This is a genomic window from Streptomyces sp. CBMA123, from assembly GCF_014596465.1.
In the GTDB taxonomy this organism is placed as follows: Bacteria; Actinomycetota; Actinomycetes; order Streptomycetales; family Streptomycetaceae; genus Kitasatospora.
Window position 1 is genome coordinate 1 of the sequence record NZ_MECK01000117.1, and the last position, 15,804, is coordinate 15,804.

Consider the following 15,804-nt stretch of genomic DNA (forward strand, 5'->3'; position numbering starts at 1 on the left):
TCTGACCGCTCAGGATTGCCGCGACGCCACGGTCACGTTCCGGACCGGGAAACGCGAGTTCAAGAGTCGGAAGGTCGTCATGTCCCATCAGGAGATGGTATGAAGCCCGGTCGCGATTGATCAATGGCTATCGCTCTGCTCACCCCGATACCCACAGCAAGCACTTTCACAACGCGCCCTAATCGCCGCTGACCGACGGGTGCCGGGCCTTCCAGGCGCTGATCACCGGCTCGGCCAACCCCCACTGCTTGTCGGAGACAAACATTCGACCCGTCGGCCCGGCGGGGGCTGCCACCAGCCGCGCCCGGTGCCGCGTCCATCACCACGAGGACGTCCGGATCGCTGCTATGCCAGCGCCCGGCCGCGCGTAGATCAACAGTTCGTCGGATTGACCCCCGGGCCCGGGCGGGTCGATGCTCCGGGAATTCCCCACTCGGTTGAAATCACAATAACGTGCGCATCGGCAGCGGAAATGGTCCGCAGGACCATCGGCTCGCCAGGACGGCGGCAGGGATCCGGCCCCCTTTCACCACACTCCAAGACACAAACGCTCAGGAAAATCCCCAGTCCGTTGAAATTGCGACTTGCAGCGATGGCGAGAGGCATCGGCGCAGGTCGAAGGCCGGTTCGAGGCAATCGGATGATTCCGGAGAATGTGGCATTACTTCCCGGAAATGCCGGGAACTATTCGAATCGATCGGGAGCACATCGCTCCCACTCTTTCTCCTGGCATCTCAGTGAGGTAGAAGCATGCGTACTCGTAGGTACATAGCGTCCTCGGTGGCCGCTGGCGTTGTGGTGGCTCTGATGGCCGGTCCGGTTCCGGCGTTCGCCTCCGGCAGCGGCTCGACCCCGGTGACCATCCAGATCACGGCCGGCACGCTCGACATCACCGTGCCGACGAGCACGGCGAACCTGGGTCTGGTCAGCGTGAGCGGCAGCCCGCAGACCGTCAGCAGCCAGCTCGGAACGGTCTCGGTGACCGACGGGCGGGGCGGCACGGCGGGCTGGACCGTGGTCGCCAACGCGGTCGACTTCACCGGGCCGCAGAACATCTCGGTGTCCGCCGCCGGATCCAGCAGCTACACCAGCCCCAGCGCCGCGGTCACGGGTACTGCCATCGTCACCAACACCAACCTGGCCCCGCTCTACCCGCCAGGTCCCGTCCAGGTCGCCACCGGCGTGTCCGGCATCAACAGCGCCACCTGGAACCCCACCATCTCCGTCACGCTGCCCGCCAACGCCCTTGCCGGGACCTACAGTTCGACGATCACCCACTCGGTCTCCTGATCAGGTCCGATCAGCAAAGGGGGATTTCCACCGTGCGCAGGCTCATTCCCGTATCGGTGCTCACGGCGAGCGTGTTCGCGGTGGGCGTCGGCACCGTCCGCCCCGCGGTCGGTGCTGGCGTCCTGCCCCAGGGGACGCCGGCCGACCAGGCCGGCAGTGTCGGCGTACGGCTGGTCGACATCCCCGCCGACCTGGCCGACGACCCACGGGCCCGGCAGTACGTCGTCGACAACCTGGCGCCGGGCACGACCGTGCACCGACGCATCGAGGTGACCAACAGGACCGCGTCCCCCCTGCGCGTCAGCGTGTACCCGGACGCAGCCGACATCTCGCACGGCGCCTTCGTGGGCGCCGCGGGGAAGACGGTGAGCGAACTCACCTCCTGGACCACCCTGGAGAAGGACGACATCGACATTCCCTCCGGCGGCAGTGTCCGTGACACGGTGACCATCGCCGTCCCGAAGGACGCGCCTCCCGGCGAGAGGTACGGGGTCATCTGGGCACAGGTCGGCGACGAACACAGGAGCGGCGTCGCCCTGGTGAACCGCACCGGTATCCGCGTCTACCTCTCGGTGAACGGCGACAACCCCCCGGCAGCGAAGTTCAGCATCGACAGCATGACCGCCCAGCGCGACGCCACCGGGCGAGCGATCGTCCTGGCGCAGGTCCACAACACCGGCGGTCGGGCCCTCGACCTGACCGGCACGCTGAAACTGTCCCAGGTGAAGGGACGACTCAACGCCGGCCCCTACGCCGTTGACCTGGGCACCAGCTTGGCTCCGGGTCAGTCCGAACCGGTGGAGGCAGTCGTGACCGACCCGGTCGAGGACGGGCCCTGGAATGCCACCTTCGAGCTCAAGAGCGGACTCCTCGACGAGACGTACCACGCCGTGATCACCTTTCCGCACGCCTCAGGCGCCGGCCCTGCCGTCAAGGCGCAGCTCGACACGACCTCCACCCGCCTGCCACGCCTCACCGTCGCGCTGATCGGCCTCGCCGGCCTGCTCACCGCGGTCCTCGTCGCCTTCGTCGCCCGCGCCAGGCGGTTGAGGCGTCGAGCAGCCCGGTGGCCGGAGCGACGGCGCTGAGGAGGGGGCTGTCAGGACCCCGCCCTGGCCCGCTACGGCGGCACGACCGTCGGCCAGCTCGCCGATCTGCCCCCGGCCACCATCCAACGCATCGCCGGTACCAGCACCGGCCGCCTCCTCCACCAGGGCGCCCACGGCAACGACCCGCGCCGCATCGCCCCCAGCGGACCACCCGTCAGCATCGCCGCCCACAGGAGCTTCGAACGCGACACCGTAGACCCCGACGTGCTCTGACCGCATGGGTTCACGGGGTTGAGGCGGGCGATTGACGGTGCAGCAGGAACCAGCCCCTGGCGGTCCGCGGTGCTGGACGGCGAGCGGTTGGGAGCGACGTTCAAGGGATGGCGGGCATCGGAATCTCTGGCGGGTGACAAGTCGCCCTCTGGTAGCTTCACCTCAGTATCGAAGTACCGCTCCCGCCCCCTTAACGTGCCGTGATCCGTCCCTCACGGGAGGCACACCGTCATGACTCCACCCGCCGCAGCCGCGCCGCCTCCGCCAGGAGGCACACGTGTGCCGACCACGATCCGTCCCACGGTCTGCGGTATGGAGGCGGCGATCCTCCGGGAGCGGTCGTCGTCGTCATCGGCCGCCGGCAGGGCGTCGGCCGATGAGCGCCGTCGGAGAGCTGCCGCACCAGCGGTACGTGGAGGCGGTTGCCCGAGCGGACGGACCCACCAGCCCGTACGTGCCGCACGAATGGTCCACCAGGCAAGGGCCTGACGGGCTGCTGTCGGCCACCTTGCGCTACACCACGGCGTGGCCGCACGGGCTGGAGTTCTGGTGGGACCAGCGCGAGGGCTGGCGGTACGTGTGGATGATTGCGGACGGCCGCAACGTCGTACATGGTCCCGAGCCGCTGCCCGTGCCGATCCTGGCCTCCCCCGCCGCCGTCATCGGGGTAATGTCCGTCCTGCTGGCCGACCCCGACTACCAACTGCCCATCCAGTACGAGCTCTGGGAGCACGCCACGGACCTGGCCACCGCGCTGGGTCTGGACCTGACCGCCGACCTCAGCCGCCTTGCGCGCTTCACGGACTGACGGCGCGGTCAGCCGGTCCGCGTCCATTGAGGCTCAGTGCCAGCAGGGCTCCGGGTGTCCTGGCGGGTCAGGCTGCGTCGGTGAGCGGGCGGCCTCCCCAGCGCAGGCCCTTCTCGCTGCGGATGCGCGCGCGTTCGCGGCGTTGGGCGGCGAGCACGTCGGGGTGGCGGGCGTTGGCGTTGCGCCAACGCAGGGATTGGTGCAGTTCACGGGTCTGGACTGGGTGGTTGGGGTGGTTGAGGTTGGCGAGGGTGAACGGCCGCAGCGGTCCGAAGTGCGCCTCGATCGGGTTCGCCCAGGACGCGTTGGTCGGGGTGAAGCAGAGGTGGACCTTGTGGTCGGTGGCCCAGCGGCGGATCTTCTTCCCGTTGTGGGGCGGAGAGGTTGTCCAGGATCACGTAGACCGGGGCGCCGTCGGGGCGGACTGCCCGGATCGAGCGGAGCGCGGCCAGGGTGTTCAAGATGCCCTTCCACCGGCGACGACCCACAGGGTGTCGTCGCCGGTGGAGTAGCAGCTGTGTAAGTAGGTGACGCCATGGGTGCGGTGGTATGTCGCCGGCAGCCGGTCGTGCGTCCAGGCGGGATGCCCGGCGTAGCGGGCCCGGCGCCACTTCTGAAACACGCCCTAGCTGGGGCTGGTGGGCGTACTCGGCGCGGAAGACCTCGCGGAGGCGGTCGGTCTCGGTGTCGAGCTTGCGGCTGCGTCCCGCCCGCTTGAGGGGGGCGGCGATCTGGGCGCGGGTCAGGCGCGCGGTGCGGGCCGGGGCCGGCGCCAGATGCAGGAGTTCCCCGGCCACGGGTCGGCAGAGGCTGTTCTGCCAGGACGCGAAGGCGTCGAGGGCGGCGGGATATGTCCCGCTGTTTCCCGCTCTGGGGTGCCCGGGCATGGAAGAGTGAAGGGCGCGGTGTCAGCCGCCGGCAGCGCGGTACGTCTTCACGGCTGCGGCGAGGATCTTCTCCGTGTCGGACGGCGGTTTCTTGTCCGCGACCTGCTGCACCATGAGGATCACATCCCCCATGCGGACGAAAGCGGTTTCTCCGACGAACGGTTTCGGGTCACCGGGGTGGGTCCACGTGGTGCGGAGCAACAGGCTGTCGTCCGCCGAAATCTCGGCCGCCGTGGCGGACGCCGTCTCCTGGGTCTGCCCACCGTCCAGGCTCGTGGTGGTGTAAGAGGCGCAGCGTTGGACGGCGCCGCGAATCGAGGCCATGACCGCGGCCGCCTGCTCGGGTGCGTACCGGTCGAGCGACTCCTGACCCAACCAGCCCATGTCCTCGTCGCCGACCGGTGTCCGCTCCAACCCCACCGCCACGTCCTCCGCGGGTAGGGCGTGAGTCGTCATGAAGGACTCGACACCGAGTTCGGAGCAGGGCATCGACGCAATGGGGATCGTCGACGGGGTGTGCGGAGCACCGGTCGTCGTCGAGTTGACGTCCTCCGTGAGGAGCTGGAAACCCTGCGGCAGCTGGTCCCGTGTCAGTAGGCCATCGCGGAGCCGCTCCAGGGGCACCCGACTGGAAACAGCGGCTGTCCCCGGACCGGCCGGCGGTCGACTGAACAGGCCGACCCGCCGAGAACCGCCAGAACGACCCCAACCACCGCGCGATGACGCGCGCGCACTGATCCACCCCCAGGATTCATGATCGCGTCGTACTCTCCCACACAGGCAGTTTCGGGCACTGACGCCCCCGGGCAGGTACGTAGCTGTGTCCGGCCCGCCGGCTGCCGGTGAGTTTCGCCCCGTACGGCTGGTGAGTTGCGCGTCGCCGAAACTCCCCGTCGCAGGCCATGGGCGCGACTGCGCTCCGTGGAGCAGTCGCAATCGCACTTGGGTCCGGCCGCTGGCCGCGTGCTGCGATTTGTCCGGTCTCACTGATTCACGGCGGACGCGGCTATGTCGAGCTGCGGATTGCCAGGTTTGGTGAGACGGATTGGGGATGTCGAGCTCAGGGATCATGGCACTTCTTAGCTGGCGCCACCTGGCATGCCGGGGACGGCGATAGCCGGCCAGGCACCGGATGTTGGCCTACAGGGCCGGCTCCACGGCTCCGGCCACCTGGTAGGACGAGCCGATCTCGCGGCAAGCCCGTTCCGTCGCCGCGAATGCCTCCGCGTCCCGCGGCTTGATCCGGTTCGGCGGACGGCAGTCGACCACCGGCCCCGAGCCGTCGGCACGGCGGGAGAACCAGTCCGGCGCGCGTGCGATCTCCGCTTCCCGCCCTCCTGCCAGAACAGCCACAATGGCTGCGACGCGAAGCCGGTGACCTGCTGGTCGAAGTCCAGCAGCATCGCGTGGTCGCGCTCCAGCCACGACTCGTAGCCGATGTGCCGACCGGACGTCGAAGACCACCACAGCCCGGGATGGTTGCGCTGCCCTCGCCAGGAGGGAAACGACCGTACCGGCCATCCATCCTCGAACCGCCCCCCGGCAGCGTCAGCCAACGCCACGCGGTGTTCGCCGCCGTCCCGGTCGACATGCGCGACCTCGAACCCCCGCACTACCGCTGGGGCCCCAGCGGCAACACTCCGAGCAACCGTCACGCCACCACGATGATTCACACGCAGAGGCCCCTGTCCGCCAACTTCGCCAACTTCACCGACACGAGTGGCGCACGCCTGCTGTCCCCGCAACTGATCTGCGGAATCCCGGGCGGCCGGCTTGTCGCCGTCCGGAGGGCGGGCGCGCGGTGCCGTGGCGTCGGGAGATCAGGTGCTGAGCAGGTCGGTCGAGACCGCCCAGAGGCGCTTGGCGAGAGCGGGATCGAGTGCCCACTCCTTGACGCCGTGCGGATGTTGCGCGAGGTCGGCGTCGTTCGGCACGGTGTAGGCCTCCTGCGAGTCATCGAGGTAGTGGCCTCCGGAGTGGGCGAACTGCGGGGCGACGGCCGCGACCATCGTGGTGGCGGCTCCCTGCTGGAGCGTCTTGTACGTGAAGACTCCGGCGGCCTCGGCCGCATCGAGTGAGCGCTTCTGTTGCGCGGTGAAGTTCCGCTGCAGACCCGTCGCGACACCACCGGGATTCACCGCATTGGCGACGATGCCATCGGACGCCCACAGGCGGGTCGCCTCCACGGCGAACAGGGAGTTCGCCGTCTTCGACTGGGCGTAGGCGATCTGCGGATCGTAGCGGCGCCGCTCGAAGTGGAGGTCGTCGAAGTCGATGCCGGAACGCATGTGCGCCGTCGAACTGACCGAGACGATCCGTGCCCCGTCGCGCTCGGACGCTCCGAGGGCCAAGGCGTCGTGCAGGCCGACGGCGAGGGCGAGATGGCCCAGGTGGTTTGTCGCGAACTGCAACTCCCAACCTTCGCGGGTTCGTTCGAGGCCGCCCGTCACCACGCCCGCGTTGTTGATCAGCAGATGAAGCGGGCCGCTCCACGCCTCGACGAAGGACGCGACGCTGGCCCTGTCGGCGAGGTCCAGCCGGACAACCCGTGGGCGGATCCGTCCGGTCGAGCTCTCGATCGTTGCGGCGACGGCGTCACCCGCGGCCGTGTTCCGCACGGCGAGTGTCACCCGTGCCCCGGCCGCGGTCAACGCGCGAGCCGTCTCGACCCCGATTCCGGAGGAGGCTCCCGTCACGATCGCCCGGACACCGGTGAGGTCAACGTCCTGCACCACCTCGGCGGCCGTGGTGGCGGCGGTGAAGGACGTGGCGAGAGGTTCGCGAGCTGCCATGGTGCCGATGCTATACACACTTGACTGAAGTTGTATAGCGAGACTCCCGCCCTCTACGATCGCCCCATGAACAGCCCCGAGGCCGGCCCCCTGGCATCGCCGACCGCCGAGACCGACCGTCGGACCACGGTTTTGGACTCCGCCCTGGCCACGTTCGCTCGATTCGGCTACCGGAAGACCTCGATGGAGGAAGTGGCGCGGGCGGCACACATCTCCCGCCCAGGGCTCTACTTCCTCTTCTCCTCGAAGGAGGCCCTGTTCCGCGCTGCGGTCACCCAGGCCTTGGAACGCGACATCGCGGCGGTCGAACACGTCCTGAGCGATGTCGACCGCCCGCTTCCGCAACGTCTCCTCGAAGCCTTCGACCGATGGGCGGGCCGCTACGTCGGCCCGATGGCCCGCGATGTCGCCGTGGTCGTCGAGGACAACCCCGACCTCCTTGGAGAGATCGCACAGACCGCTCCACGGCGTTTCGAGGAGCTGATCACGGACGCGATCGCCGTCGACTCAGGCCAGAAGCGGGCCGTCCTCGTAGCGCAGACGATGATCAGCACATCGATCGGCCTCAAGCACCAGGCCCAGTCGCGGGAGTTCTACCTCGAACGCCTGAAGGTCGCCATCGCACTCCTGGTGAACTGAAGACAAGCGGCACGCCGCACACCCGGAGTTGGCACCTACGGTCCTAGCGAACACTCGGCCGGCGGTGGCAGGAGCGACGAGAACGCCGCCTGCGAAGCGACACCAAACTGCCTGGGCGAGGCAAAAGCTCGCACGCGGCACACGATGCGGTGAGATCCCGAGAACACGGATGAGACCGAGTGAGAATCCACCATCTGCGGTGCGACAGGACACGCCCCTACTGGTGGCGAGCGCACTGGCTGGCGATCTTGGTGACAGTTTGCGTGGCGATGTGACAACTATCGTGGTTCGGTGTCCTGTGACACCGAACCTTAAGCGTGTGCCATCGAAGGCTGATCGGGCGGGTATCTACGGGGGTGAGTAGGTCTGGTAGTTGCCTTGCAAAGGATGAGGCCGCTGCGTGGGCTACGTCTGTCCCGGTGCCCGGCCATCAGCAGACGGCGGCGACCGCGGCAGAGGTGTCGTCCAGGTCGGTCATCGCCCAGGAGAAGTCGGCCGGGTCCTCGGGCTGATCGGCAACAGCGGCAACTCCACCACGCCGCACCTGCACTTCCGGGTGACGACCACAGCCGAGTTCTTCCCGACCGACAGCCCGCCGTTCACCTTCCAGCGGTTCCGCGTCCTCGGACAGGTCGAACCCCGGATCTGGGACGACAACCTGGGCCGGCAGCCGACCGGCGTCCTGCCGATCACGCCCTCGCCGTACGAGGGCCTCCACCGTGCGCAGTATCCGCTCGACCGCGAGGTCCTGGACTTCTGACCGGGCTCCGGCCGCATCCCGCTCCGGCCCGGGGACGCATCAGGCGGCTCAGAGGGTGTCGGTCGCCGCGAACTCCCCTGCCAGGCCTGCGCGGGCCAGCGCCCGGACGATGGCCGGCCGGTCCAGCGGATCGTCGTTGCCGTTGGTCTGCCCCAGGCGTTCCAGCAGCCTCTGCGGCTCCAGCCGGTACGCCTCCGCGTCGGCCAGGAGGCTGTCCGCGCTCTGCCCGTCGACCGTGTCGTCCAGGTGGTTCGTCAGATCGCCCAGCACCTCGCTTCGGTCGATGAAGGAGCTCATACCGCAGTCCAGGCCGTCGTCGTCAAGGCCGTCCGGGTACGGCGCCCGGGCCCAGGCGCCGTTCTCGTACCAGTAGACGCAGCCGATCTCGTGCCCTGCGAGCCGGTCCCGCAGTGCCTCGTAGGGCAGCCAGTCCGGGCCGCCCGCCAGCACGTCGATCGCCGGCTCGTACCACTTGACGTCGCCCGCCTCGTCCTCGCCGTAGAGCACGAACCGGCCCTCGCCCGCCTTGGACATGACCCACCAAGTGCAACCGCAGTCGTCCCAGTGCAGACCCTCGTCATCGATCCACCGGCCGGTCCGGTAGCGCGGCGGGCGCTCCTCGTCCTCGGTGGTCGCCTCAAGGGCGGCGAGCAGCGCCCAGCGTGCCCACAGCTCCTCGGCCGGCGGAAGGTCCTCCGGCAGTCCGGGCCGGTGAACGGTCATGTGTGCCCCCTTGTGCGTTCGGACGGTGATCTCCGCCAACGATACGGTCCGCCGCCGACAGGGCCGCCCACGAGGTCGACCGGCTCCGACAAGCACGGCGACCTGCCCCGGCCCGCGCCGCTCGGCCCATGCCGCGTTCAGCCCCGACGGGCATACTCTCCTCATCGACAAGGCCGGTGACGTCTACAGCGGGGAAAAGGGCCGGGCCTACCTCATCGACCCCGACATCGACCGGGTCACCGCCCGCCTCTGCGACCTGGTCGGCGCCACCATCACCGCCGATCAATGGCACCGCTACTTCCCCGGCATGCCGTACCGCCCGCCGTGCAGATGACGGCGGGCGGCGGACCGCCTCTACCTGAGAGGCCGGAGCAGGCGGTACAGGTGTCAGGCGTTCATGGCTTCAGGGTTTACTGGCGGTGAGGTCGGCGTCGACGCGCGTGCGGCGCCGCGTCCCCCAGAGCTGCTCTTCTTCGAACTCGCCTACGACTGAGGGCTTGGCGGGCACACGTTGGCGGCCAGTGCCCCACGGCCGCTGTCATTCGACTGGGAAACGATCATGTGGAGCATGGGAACAGGCTCCGTTCAGCGCTTGAGTAGGCCCTGATCAGGGAGTTTCGTTGGTGTCCCCTGCGCGAGGAACCGACCCTGGCCGAACTGGAGGCTCTGCTCAAGATCCCGGTCGACCGGCTGCTGGGTGCCCGCGACGCCGACGCGCTCGCCCGAGCGAACGAGCGTCGTCAGCGGCTGCTCGACGGCATCGAGGTGGCGTACGAGATCGTCACCGACGACATGATCGAGGAACGACTCGAGCGCCCGACGGCTCTTGCGTCCCTGCTCCGCCGTGCGGCTGAACTCGGTTTTCTGGCGTTGTCTCTGGGGGTGGGGTGGCGTGAGACTGGCCCGGGAGCCGGGTCTTCGCCTGGTTTGCGGTCGGACGGCTGAGGAGAGGTTCCGCTTGCTGCGGGTGCCCACTCTCGGCGCCGCGAGGACGAAGGGCTGGCAGCATGGGGTCGGCGGATGATCACGCGTCGGTGCGCGATGTCGCGGGAGGGGTACGGGACCTGCTGCGTGACACGGGAGCGTACGCGGACAACAAGTGGCGCCGTGGCCTGCGGCAGGGCAGGCAGAACAATGTGCTGTTCGGGGTGGCGCTGCGCGCCGCGGAACGGCGCGGGCTGGGATATGGGCTGACCGAGCTGGAGGAGTCCGTGCTGGACATCCTGGGCGCGGTGCTGACCGACCAGGAGATCGCAGCGGCGGGGTCGGAGTACCGGGCGACGGTGAGGGACCTGGGCGAGGTGCCGTTGCTGCCGCCCGTGGTCACGGCCAAGCCGGTGGCTGAGGGCTTCGGGCTCGCCGATCTGATCGCGCACCTGCCCGCGATGCGCCAGGAGAATGCGGGCCGGGCGAACTGCGCGCAGGTCGACCTTGCCGCGGTGGCGGCGGGCCAGCCGGTCGACAGCACCGCCTTCACCGCGGCCCTGGGCGATGTCGGATTCGGCGTCACGGCGTTGACCGGCCCACCGCCGGCCGACCCCGACCGGCTCAATCCGACCTACAAGGCGACGTTCCAGTTCGAGAGCTTCACCTGCAGGCGTGCGGTCGGCGACCAGGGGGGTGGCCGCGACGAAATCTACTTCACGGCCGCCGCACGGTCGGACAAGACCACCGGGGGTACCTACCAGTCGCTGGAGTTCGGTGCGGTCGTGGAGGGCGACACCCGCACGTTCCGCGCGGACAGGAAGTTGGTCTTCGAAGGCCCCGCCGGGGAGTTCGTGGTCATGCTCGTCCAGGTGTGGGAGGCCGACCAGAGCCCCTCCGAGTGGTACGACAAGCTCTTCACGGTCCTGGAAGCGTGGCTGAACCGACCCATCTGGGTCGAACTCACTTTGACCATCCTCAAGGGCATCACCGGCGTCGGCGGGGAGATCATCGATGCCGTCGAAACGGTCCTCCAGATCTTCGTCAGCCTCAAAGAGGTACTCAGGGACCTGTTCCAGAACGGTGACGACCTGTCCTGCGAGCGGATGTTCGTCTTCGACCGCCATGCCCTGGTGACGCTGTACAACCGCAAGGACGCCGTCTGGGAGTTCAACGGCGACGGCCACCACAGCCTGCAGGTCAAGTACACCGGCGACCGGCCGGTCTTCCCCTTCGGCGCCTTGGAGTACGTCACCTGGGACCCCGTCCGCTCCACCTGGAGCGCCCCGGTCACGCTCGGCTGGGAGAGCTCTTCACCGGCGGAGCTGTGCTCGTTCCAAGGCAAGCTCCACTGCATGTACATCCGCCCCGGCGACCGGGCGGTGATGTGGAGTGTGCTGGAGGACGGCGTCTGGCGGGTACCCGTCCAGGTGAGCAACAACTGGAGGAGCGACTACAGGCCCGCCCTGGCCGAGCACAATGGAAAGCTGCACGCTGTCGTCGTCGCGCTGGAGGGCTATCTGGTCACCAGCCACCTCAACGGCAACAGTTGGCCCGCCGTTGACGTGAAGGCAGAATCCGAGGATGCCCCCTGCCTGGTGCGCGTGGATACCAAACTGCGGTGCCTGTACAGGCAACCCCCCGGAAGTCTCTGGGAGGTCTTGTACCTGAACTTCGACGACTCCAACGGAACATGGCTGCACACCGGTCAGGGGACAGGCATCAAAACCCACGACCAGATGGGTGCGACCGATCGCCTTGGCCACATGGTCGTAGCCTTCCGCGACAGCCAGCAGAGCGGTAAACTCCGCCTGCTCTACAAGGACCTAGCCGGAGGGGAGTCCACCCCTCAGCCGATCCCCTCGGGCTGGAGCACTCCAGACGGACCCGCAATCGCAACAAACGCGAACAACACCCTCTGGTTGGCGGTCCGCGGGGGCGACGGGAGGATCGTCGCCGCACAAACCAATGGGGATGGGGGGTACTGGTACAACCGGCACGATGTCACCCACGAGCCTGTCATGGCCGGCCAGCCCACCCTCGCCCCCCACAACGGCGTGATGCACCTGATGTACCGCCGCTGACCAGTACCTCCGGGGCGCGTGATGCACCCATCGGTGCCCCGGCTGGCACGAACCGTGATCGCCTGGCCGTCTCGGGCAGCGGCGAACGAGTCCTGCGCTGGCTCGCGGGCGTCCTTCGCCTGGTAGGGGATCCACCCGTCCGCGCTAGGGCCTGTCTGACAAATGATCACCTGACGGGCTCACGGAGCCAGAGAACCAGGGACGCCAGGACGACTCCGGCGCGGTAGCGGTCGGCGAGCTCGTCGAACGTGGTCGCGATCGCGCGGAACTGCTTGAGGCGTACGAAGCATCGTTCGACCACGTTGCGGTCGCGGTAGACCACTTTGTCGAAGGCGGGCGGTCGGCCGCCGAGGCGCCCCCGGCGTCGGCGGTTGGCCTCCTGGTCACGGCGCTCGGGGATCGTGGCAGCGATGCCCCGGAGACGCCCGCCAGATCCGACGTGGCGGGCCGACGAGCGGTCACCCGAGGCAGCGTCATGGCCGGCCACCTCGCGCGGCGCCTACAGCTCGGTCCACCAGCACGCCCGCCCGCCCCGGCCGCCGAGCGGGTGCCAGACCGGTGCGGACGGGCCGCGCTGGACCAGGTCCTCGATCCAGGCGGCGTCGGCCGGGACGGCGGTGAGCAGCTCGGCGGTGGCCGGGTTCTCCTCGGCGGCCAGGCGCAGGTCCGCCACCGCGCCGCGCACCCCGGCGGCCGCCGTGCCGACCAGGACGACCAGCAGCTGCGGGAAGGATCGCCAGCGCCGCTCCCACGCCCGGCCCCGGCCGCCCGGGCCCGACTGCTCCCCAGGGCGGCGCAGGCCGCCAGCTGCGCCGCGGTCTCCTCGGCGCCGACCCCGGGGCGGTGCCGTTCGACGAACGCCCGCAGCCGGTGCCGCTCCTCGCCGGTCCCTGCGGTGTACGCGAGCTCGGCGGTGGGCCGGTACACCCCACCGCCGGCGACCGACTGCTCCGAGTCCTCTTCTTGCAAGAGGGGTGCTTCTGGCTTCAGGGCCGGTAGATGCACTCCGTGAGCGTTGCGTGCTTCTTCCAGCCCAGCGTCTCATACAGCGCGCGCCCGGCGTCCGTTGCGCCGAGAACGCCGAGAACCGCGCCCTCCCGCACGGCGTGGTCGGCGAGCGAACGCATCACGAAGCCGCCCAGTCCGCGCCGCCGGTGGGTCTCCTCTGTCACCACCCGGTCCACGACCACGGCCTCCCCAAGGGCGGCCATCTGTCCCTTGGCAGCCTGCTCGCCTGCCGCATCCAGCACCCGGATGCAGGTGACGGCTCCTATGGTCTCGACACTCGTGGTGTACCCGTCGGGTGGGGCCGGATGTGTGGCCATCAGGTCAACGGCCATCAGATGTCCGGTCTCCTTCCAAGCCACCACCCATCCACGGGGCAGCCAGGGTTCGATCTCCTCCGGTTCCGCGGGCATCTTCATCCAGGTCCGCGGTGCGGACACGGAGGCAGCGGCGCTGCGGACCAGTGACTCCTTGGCCTCGGGGAGAACATGGCGCCCCACTTCGTCGGGGTTGTCGGCCACCTCGATGTAGTACCCCCAGAGCTTCTCGACCGGCGGGGGCGTCCGTCGGGACACTGCCCAGCCCGCCACCCAAGTCCTGACTATGTCCCCAGCCATCAAGCCCTCCCGAAGCTGTGACCCCACCATCGGCAATGTAATAGCCATTACTGCAGGGCACATATTACGTCACCTGAGGCCGACGGCACCTGCTTCAGCCGACGCTCAACTCGCCAACTGAAGTGCTCAGTCACAGCGGACCCGGTACCACCCCACCCCAGCGAGGAGACACTCCGCCGTGGACACCACGACCGCCGCCGCCGGCCTGGCCGCCGCCAAGGCCGCGTCCCGTCCCAGCAGGCCGTCGGCGCGCCGGTGAACCCGTTGCCGCTGCACTGGTTCCAGAAGGACGCCGTCGCCGCCGCCGTGAAGGCCACCAAGACGGGCGGCCGGGCGACGGTGGTCGCTGCGACCGGATCCGGCAAGACCCTGATCGCGGCCGGGTGTGCCCGGCGTCTGGCGGTGTGGGGCCGGGTGTTGGTGTTGGTGCCGACGATCGAGTTGCTGGAGCAGACGGCGGAGGCGTGGTCGTTGCGGGGTGGGCGTCGGGGGCCGGCGGTGGCGGCGTGTTCGCGGGAGGAGGCGTTGGAGAGCGCGGAGGCGGGCGGCCGGGTCCGCGCGCTGGTGTCGACGCAGGCGGCGCGGATCGCGGACCTGGTCGCCTCCGCGAAGACCGGTGAGCTGGTCACCGTGTACGCGACCTACGCCTCGCTGGAGCGGATCGTGCAGGCCCACGGCAGTTCGGTCTGCCGGCCTGGGACCTGGTGGTCGTGGACGAGGCGCATCGCACGGCCGGCTCCGAGGGCAAAGCGTGGGCCGCGGTTCACGCCGACGACCAGGTCCCCGCCGCGCGCCGGCTGTACTTCACGGCGACGCCGCGGATCGCGGACGACCGGCGGGCGAAGGACGGCCTGGCCGACCTCGGCGGTCCCGCCGGTACGGACGGCGCCGACAGCGAGGGTGCGCAGCAGCCGCCCGCCCTGTGCTCGATGGACGACGAGACGATCTACGGCAAGGCCTGCTTCACCTGAACCCTCGGGCAGGGCATCGAGCACGGCTTCCTCGCCGACTACCGCGTCCTGGTCCCGGTGGTCACCGACGAGGATCTGCGCGACCTGCTCAACCTGCCCGCCGTCGCCGACCTGCGCTCCCAGCGCTCCAACGAGGACCTGCTGCGCCTCGCGTTGCAGCTTGCGGTGCTGCGCGCGGTCGCCGATCTGGACCTGCGACGGGTGATCACGTTCTACTCCCGGGTGTCGGGGGCGCGGGAGTTCGCCGCCGACCTGCCGGCGGCCTCGGAGCAGGAGGTCGACGGCGTCGGTTGTCGTGGGTGTCCACGACGGGCTCCGGTTCGTGTCGGTCCCGGCCGGTGAGGGGCGGAAGGCTGCCCGCGCAGGCTGATGGCGGGCCCTCACTGATCATCACGATTCGAGCGTGAGGGGCCCGGCCAATCCGCCGTCGCGGCGGGACCTAGCGGGTCACACAGGCGGCGTGAGCTGGCACACGACGACGAGCTCCAGGCGTGGGACGACGTAGTAGGCGAGCAGGCCGCCGGCGACGTCGAGGTAGCGCATCGGCTCGCCGCTGCCCTGCTAGGAGGTGCCGTACAGCTAGAGCGCTTCGGCGGCGCGGACGAGTTCGGCGGCCTGCTCCTCGACAACGGTGAGGAAGCCGCCCGGGCATCCGGCAGTGACGTGCTGCTCGCTGGGGAGGGGTTCGCCGACACTGCCGATAGCAGGGAAACACCACGAGGGCCTGTGCCCGCACGTTCGTGCGGGCACAGGCCCTCGTGGTCACCTCGGTGGCTCCTGTCCGACCCCGAGGCACGGGGGAGGAGACGAATGTGGTCGACTCAGTACCAGTGGTGGTTCTGCCAGAAGGCCCACGCGGCGTTCGGGCTGCCGTAGCGGGTGTTCATGTAGTCCAGCGTCCACTTGATCTGGGTGGCCGGGTTGGTCTTCCAGTCCGCGCCCGCCGAGGCCATCTTCGAGGCCGGCAGCGCCTGGCCCAGAC

The 15,804-nt window shown here is 69.2% G+C and carries 16 protein-coding genes and 4 pseudogenes; 10 read left to right on the plus strand and 10 right to left on the minus strand.

Features of this window, described 5'->3' with window-relative positions:
- Positions 1-807 precede the first annotated feature (807 nt).
- The 3 genes from BG452_RS15735 (at position 808) to BG452_RS15745 (ending at position 3,420) form a co-directional block, all read left to right on the plus strand.
- Positions 808-1,290: a hypothetical protein gene (locus tag BG452_RS15735; RefSeq protein WP_188304916.1), complete on the plus strand. Its 483-nt coding sequence runs from the start codon at positions 808-810 to the stop codon at positions 1,288-1,290.
- A gap of 32 nt (positions 1,291-1,322) precedes the next feature.
- Positions 1,323-2,378 (plus strand): peptidase, encoded by a 1,056-nt coding sequence (locus tag BG452_RS15740; protein WP_188304917.1) that lies wholly within the window; start codon positions 1,323-1,325, stop codon positions 2,376-2,378.
- A 610-nt stretch (positions 2,379-2,988) separates the two neighbouring features.
- A complete protein-coding gene (locus BG452_RS15745; protein ID WP_188304918.1) occupies positions 2,989-3,420 on the plus strand; it encodes a hypothetical protein in 432 nt (143 codons plus the stop codon).
- Positions 3,421-3,487: 67 nt separating this feature from the next.
- On the opposite strand, the pseudogene BG452_RS45645 reads toward BG452_RS15745, so the two are convergent.
- From BG452_RS45645 to BG452_RS15760, 4 genes and pseudogenes are all read right to left on the minus strand, one after another.
- Positions 3,488-3,988: pseudogene (locus tag BG452_RS45645) on the minus strand (transposase); the annotation flags it as partial.
- Positions 3,989-4,328: 340 nt separating this feature from the next.
- Positions 4,329-4,931 carry a hypothetical protein gene (locus BG452_RS15750; protein ID WP_188304919.1) on the minus strand — a complete coding sequence of 201 codons (603 nt, stop codon included), beginning with the start codon at positions 4,929-4,931 and terminating at the stop codon, positions 4,329-4,331.
- Between the two features lie 455 nt (positions 4,932-5,386).
- Positions 5,387-5,980 carry a TnsA-like heteromeric transposase endonuclease subunit gene (locus tag BG452_RS15755; RefSeq protein ID WP_317621064.1) on the minus strand — a complete coding sequence of 198 codons (594 nt, stop codon included), beginning with the start codon at positions 5,978-5,980 and terminating at the stop codon, positions 5,387-5,389.
- A 147-nt stretch (positions 5,981-6,127) separates the two neighbouring features.
- Positions 6,128-7,099 carry an SDR family NAD(P)-dependent oxidoreductase gene (locus tag BG452_RS15760; protein ID WP_188304920.1) on the minus strand — a complete coding sequence of 324 codons (972 nt, stop codon included), beginning with the start codon at positions 7,097-7,099 and terminating at the stop codon, positions 6,128-6,130.
- Positions 7,100-7,165: 66 nt separating this feature from the next.
- On the opposite strand from BG452_RS15760, the gene BG452_RS15765 reads away from it, so the two are divergent.
- The gene (locus tag BG452_RS15765) at positions 7,166-7,738 is read left to right on the plus strand and encodes a TetR/AcrR family transcriptional regulator (protein ID WP_188304921.1); all 573 of its coding nucleotides are present in this window, start codon (positions 7,166-7,168) and stop codon (positions 7,736-7,738) included.
- A 400-nt stretch (positions 7,739-8,138) separates the two neighbouring features.
- Entirely contained in the window at positions 8,139-8,498 is a 360-nt protein-coding gene (locus BG452_RS15770; protein ID WP_223242277.1) for a hypothetical protein, read from the plus strand.
- Between the two features lie 48 nt (positions 8,499-8,546).
- Here the strand turns inward: BG452_RS15770 and BG452_RS15775 are convergent, their stop codons facing one another.
- Positions 8,547-9,221, minus strand: coding sequence for a hypothetical protein (locus tag BG452_RS15775; RefSeq protein WP_188304922.1), 675 nt, complete (start codon positions 9,219-9,221; stop codon positions 8,547-8,549).
- A 25-nt stretch (positions 9,222-9,246) separates the two neighbouring features.
- Between BG452_RS15775 and BG452_RS15780 the strand changes: the two genes are divergently transcribed.
- Positions 9,247-9,555, plus strand: coding sequence for a hypothetical protein (locus tag BG452_RS15780; RefSeq protein WP_188304923.1), 309 nt, complete (start codon positions 9,247-9,249; stop codon positions 9,553-9,555).
- Between the two features lie 251 nt (positions 9,556-9,806).
- Here BG452_RS15780 and BG452_RS15785 read toward each other — a convergent pair whose 3' ends face one another.
- Positions 9,807-10,196 carry a hypothetical protein gene (locus BG452_RS15785; protein WP_188304924.1) on the minus strand — a complete coding sequence of 130 codons (390 nt, stop codon included), beginning with the start codon at positions 10,194-10,196 and terminating at the stop codon, positions 9,807-9,809.
- A 59-nt stretch (positions 10,197-10,255) separates the two neighbouring features.
- On the opposite strand from BG452_RS15785, the gene BG452_RS15790 reads away from it, so the two are divergent.
- Positions 10,256-12,229, plus strand: a complete 1,974-nt coding sequence (locus BG452_RS15790; protein ID WP_188304925.1) for a hypothetical protein — start codon at positions 10,256-10,258, stop codon at positions 12,227-12,229.
- A gap of 144 nt (positions 12,230-12,373) precedes the next feature.
- On the opposite strand, the pseudogene BG452_RS48080 reads toward BG452_RS15790, so the two are convergent.
- The 3 genes and pseudogenes from BG452_RS48080 to BG452_RS15805 all read right to left on the minus strand — a co-directional run.
- Positions 12,374-12,725 (minus strand): annotated as a pseudogene (locus BG452_RS48080) (IS5/IS1182 family transposase); the annotation flags it as partial.
- A 3-nt stretch (positions 12,726-12,728) separates the two neighbouring features.
- Complete coding sequence (locus tag BG452_RS15800; protein ID WP_188304927.1) at positions 12,729-12,902, minus strand: hypothetical protein; 174 nt, start codon at positions 12,900-12,902, stop codon at positions 12,729-12,731.
- A gap of 313 nt (positions 12,903-13,215) precedes the next feature.
- Positions 13,216-13,851: a GNAT family N-acetyltransferase gene (locus tag BG452_RS15805; RefSeq protein ID WP_188304928.1), complete on the minus strand. Its 636-nt coding sequence runs from the start codon at positions 13,849-13,851 to the stop codon at positions 13,216-13,218.
- A gap of 255 nt (positions 13,852-14,106) precedes the next feature.
- Here BG452_RS15805 and BG452_RS48085 point away from each other — a divergent pair.
- From BG452_RS48085 to BG452_RS15820, 3 genes and pseudogenes are all read left to right on the plus strand, one after another.
- A pseudogene (locus tag BG452_RS48085) lies at positions 14,107-14,439 on the plus strand (DEAD/DEAH box helicase family protein); the annotation flags it as partial.
- A 98-nt stretch (positions 14,440-14,537) separates the two neighbouring features.
- The gene (locus tag BG452_RS15815) at positions 14,538-14,822 is read left to right on the plus strand and encodes a DEAD/DEAH box helicase family protein (RefSeq protein WP_223242279.1); all 285 of its coding nucleotides are present in this window, start codon (positions 14,538-14,540) and stop codon (positions 14,820-14,822) included.
- A 57-nt stretch (positions 14,823-14,879) separates the two neighbouring features.
- Complete coding sequence (locus BG452_RS15820) at positions 14,880-15,164, plus strand: hypothetical protein (RefSeq protein ID WP_188304930.1); 285 nt, start codon at positions 14,880-14,882, stop codon at positions 15,162-15,164.
- Between the two features lie 479 nt (positions 15,165-15,643).
- On the opposite strand, the pseudogene BG452_RS15830 reads toward BG452_RS15820, so the two are convergent.
- Positions 15,644-15,804: pseudogene (locus BG452_RS15830) on the minus strand (lytic transglycosylase domain-containing protein); the annotation flags it as partial.

Excerpts from the sequence above, each read along its gene's own strand:
- BG452_RS15775 (WP_188304922.1), bottom strand. The coding sequence starts at position 9,221 with ATGACCGTTCACCGGCCCGGACTGCCGGAGGACCTTCCGCCGGCCGAG.
- BG452_RS15805 (WP_188304928.1), bottom strand. The coding sequence starts at position 13,851 with ATGGCTGGGGACATAGTCAGGACTTGGGTGGCGGGCTGGGCAGTGTCC.
- BG452_RS15765 (WP_188304921.1), top strand. The coding sequence starts at position 7,166 with ATGAACAGCCCCGAGGCCGGCCCCCTGGCATCGCCGACCGCCGAGACC.
- BG452_RS15735 (WP_188304916.1), top strand. The coding sequence starts at position 808 with ATGGCCGGTCCGGTTCCGGCGTTCGCCTCCGGCAGCGGCTCGACCCCG.
- BG452_RS15760 (WP_188304920.1), bottom strand. The coding sequence starts at position 7,099 with ATGGCAGCTCGCGAACCTCTCGCCACGTCCTTCACCGCCGCCACCACG.
- BG452_RS15745 (WP_188304918.1), top strand. The coding sequence starts at position 2,989 with ATGAGCGCCGTCGGAGAGCTGCCGCACCAGCGGTACGTGGAGGCGGTT.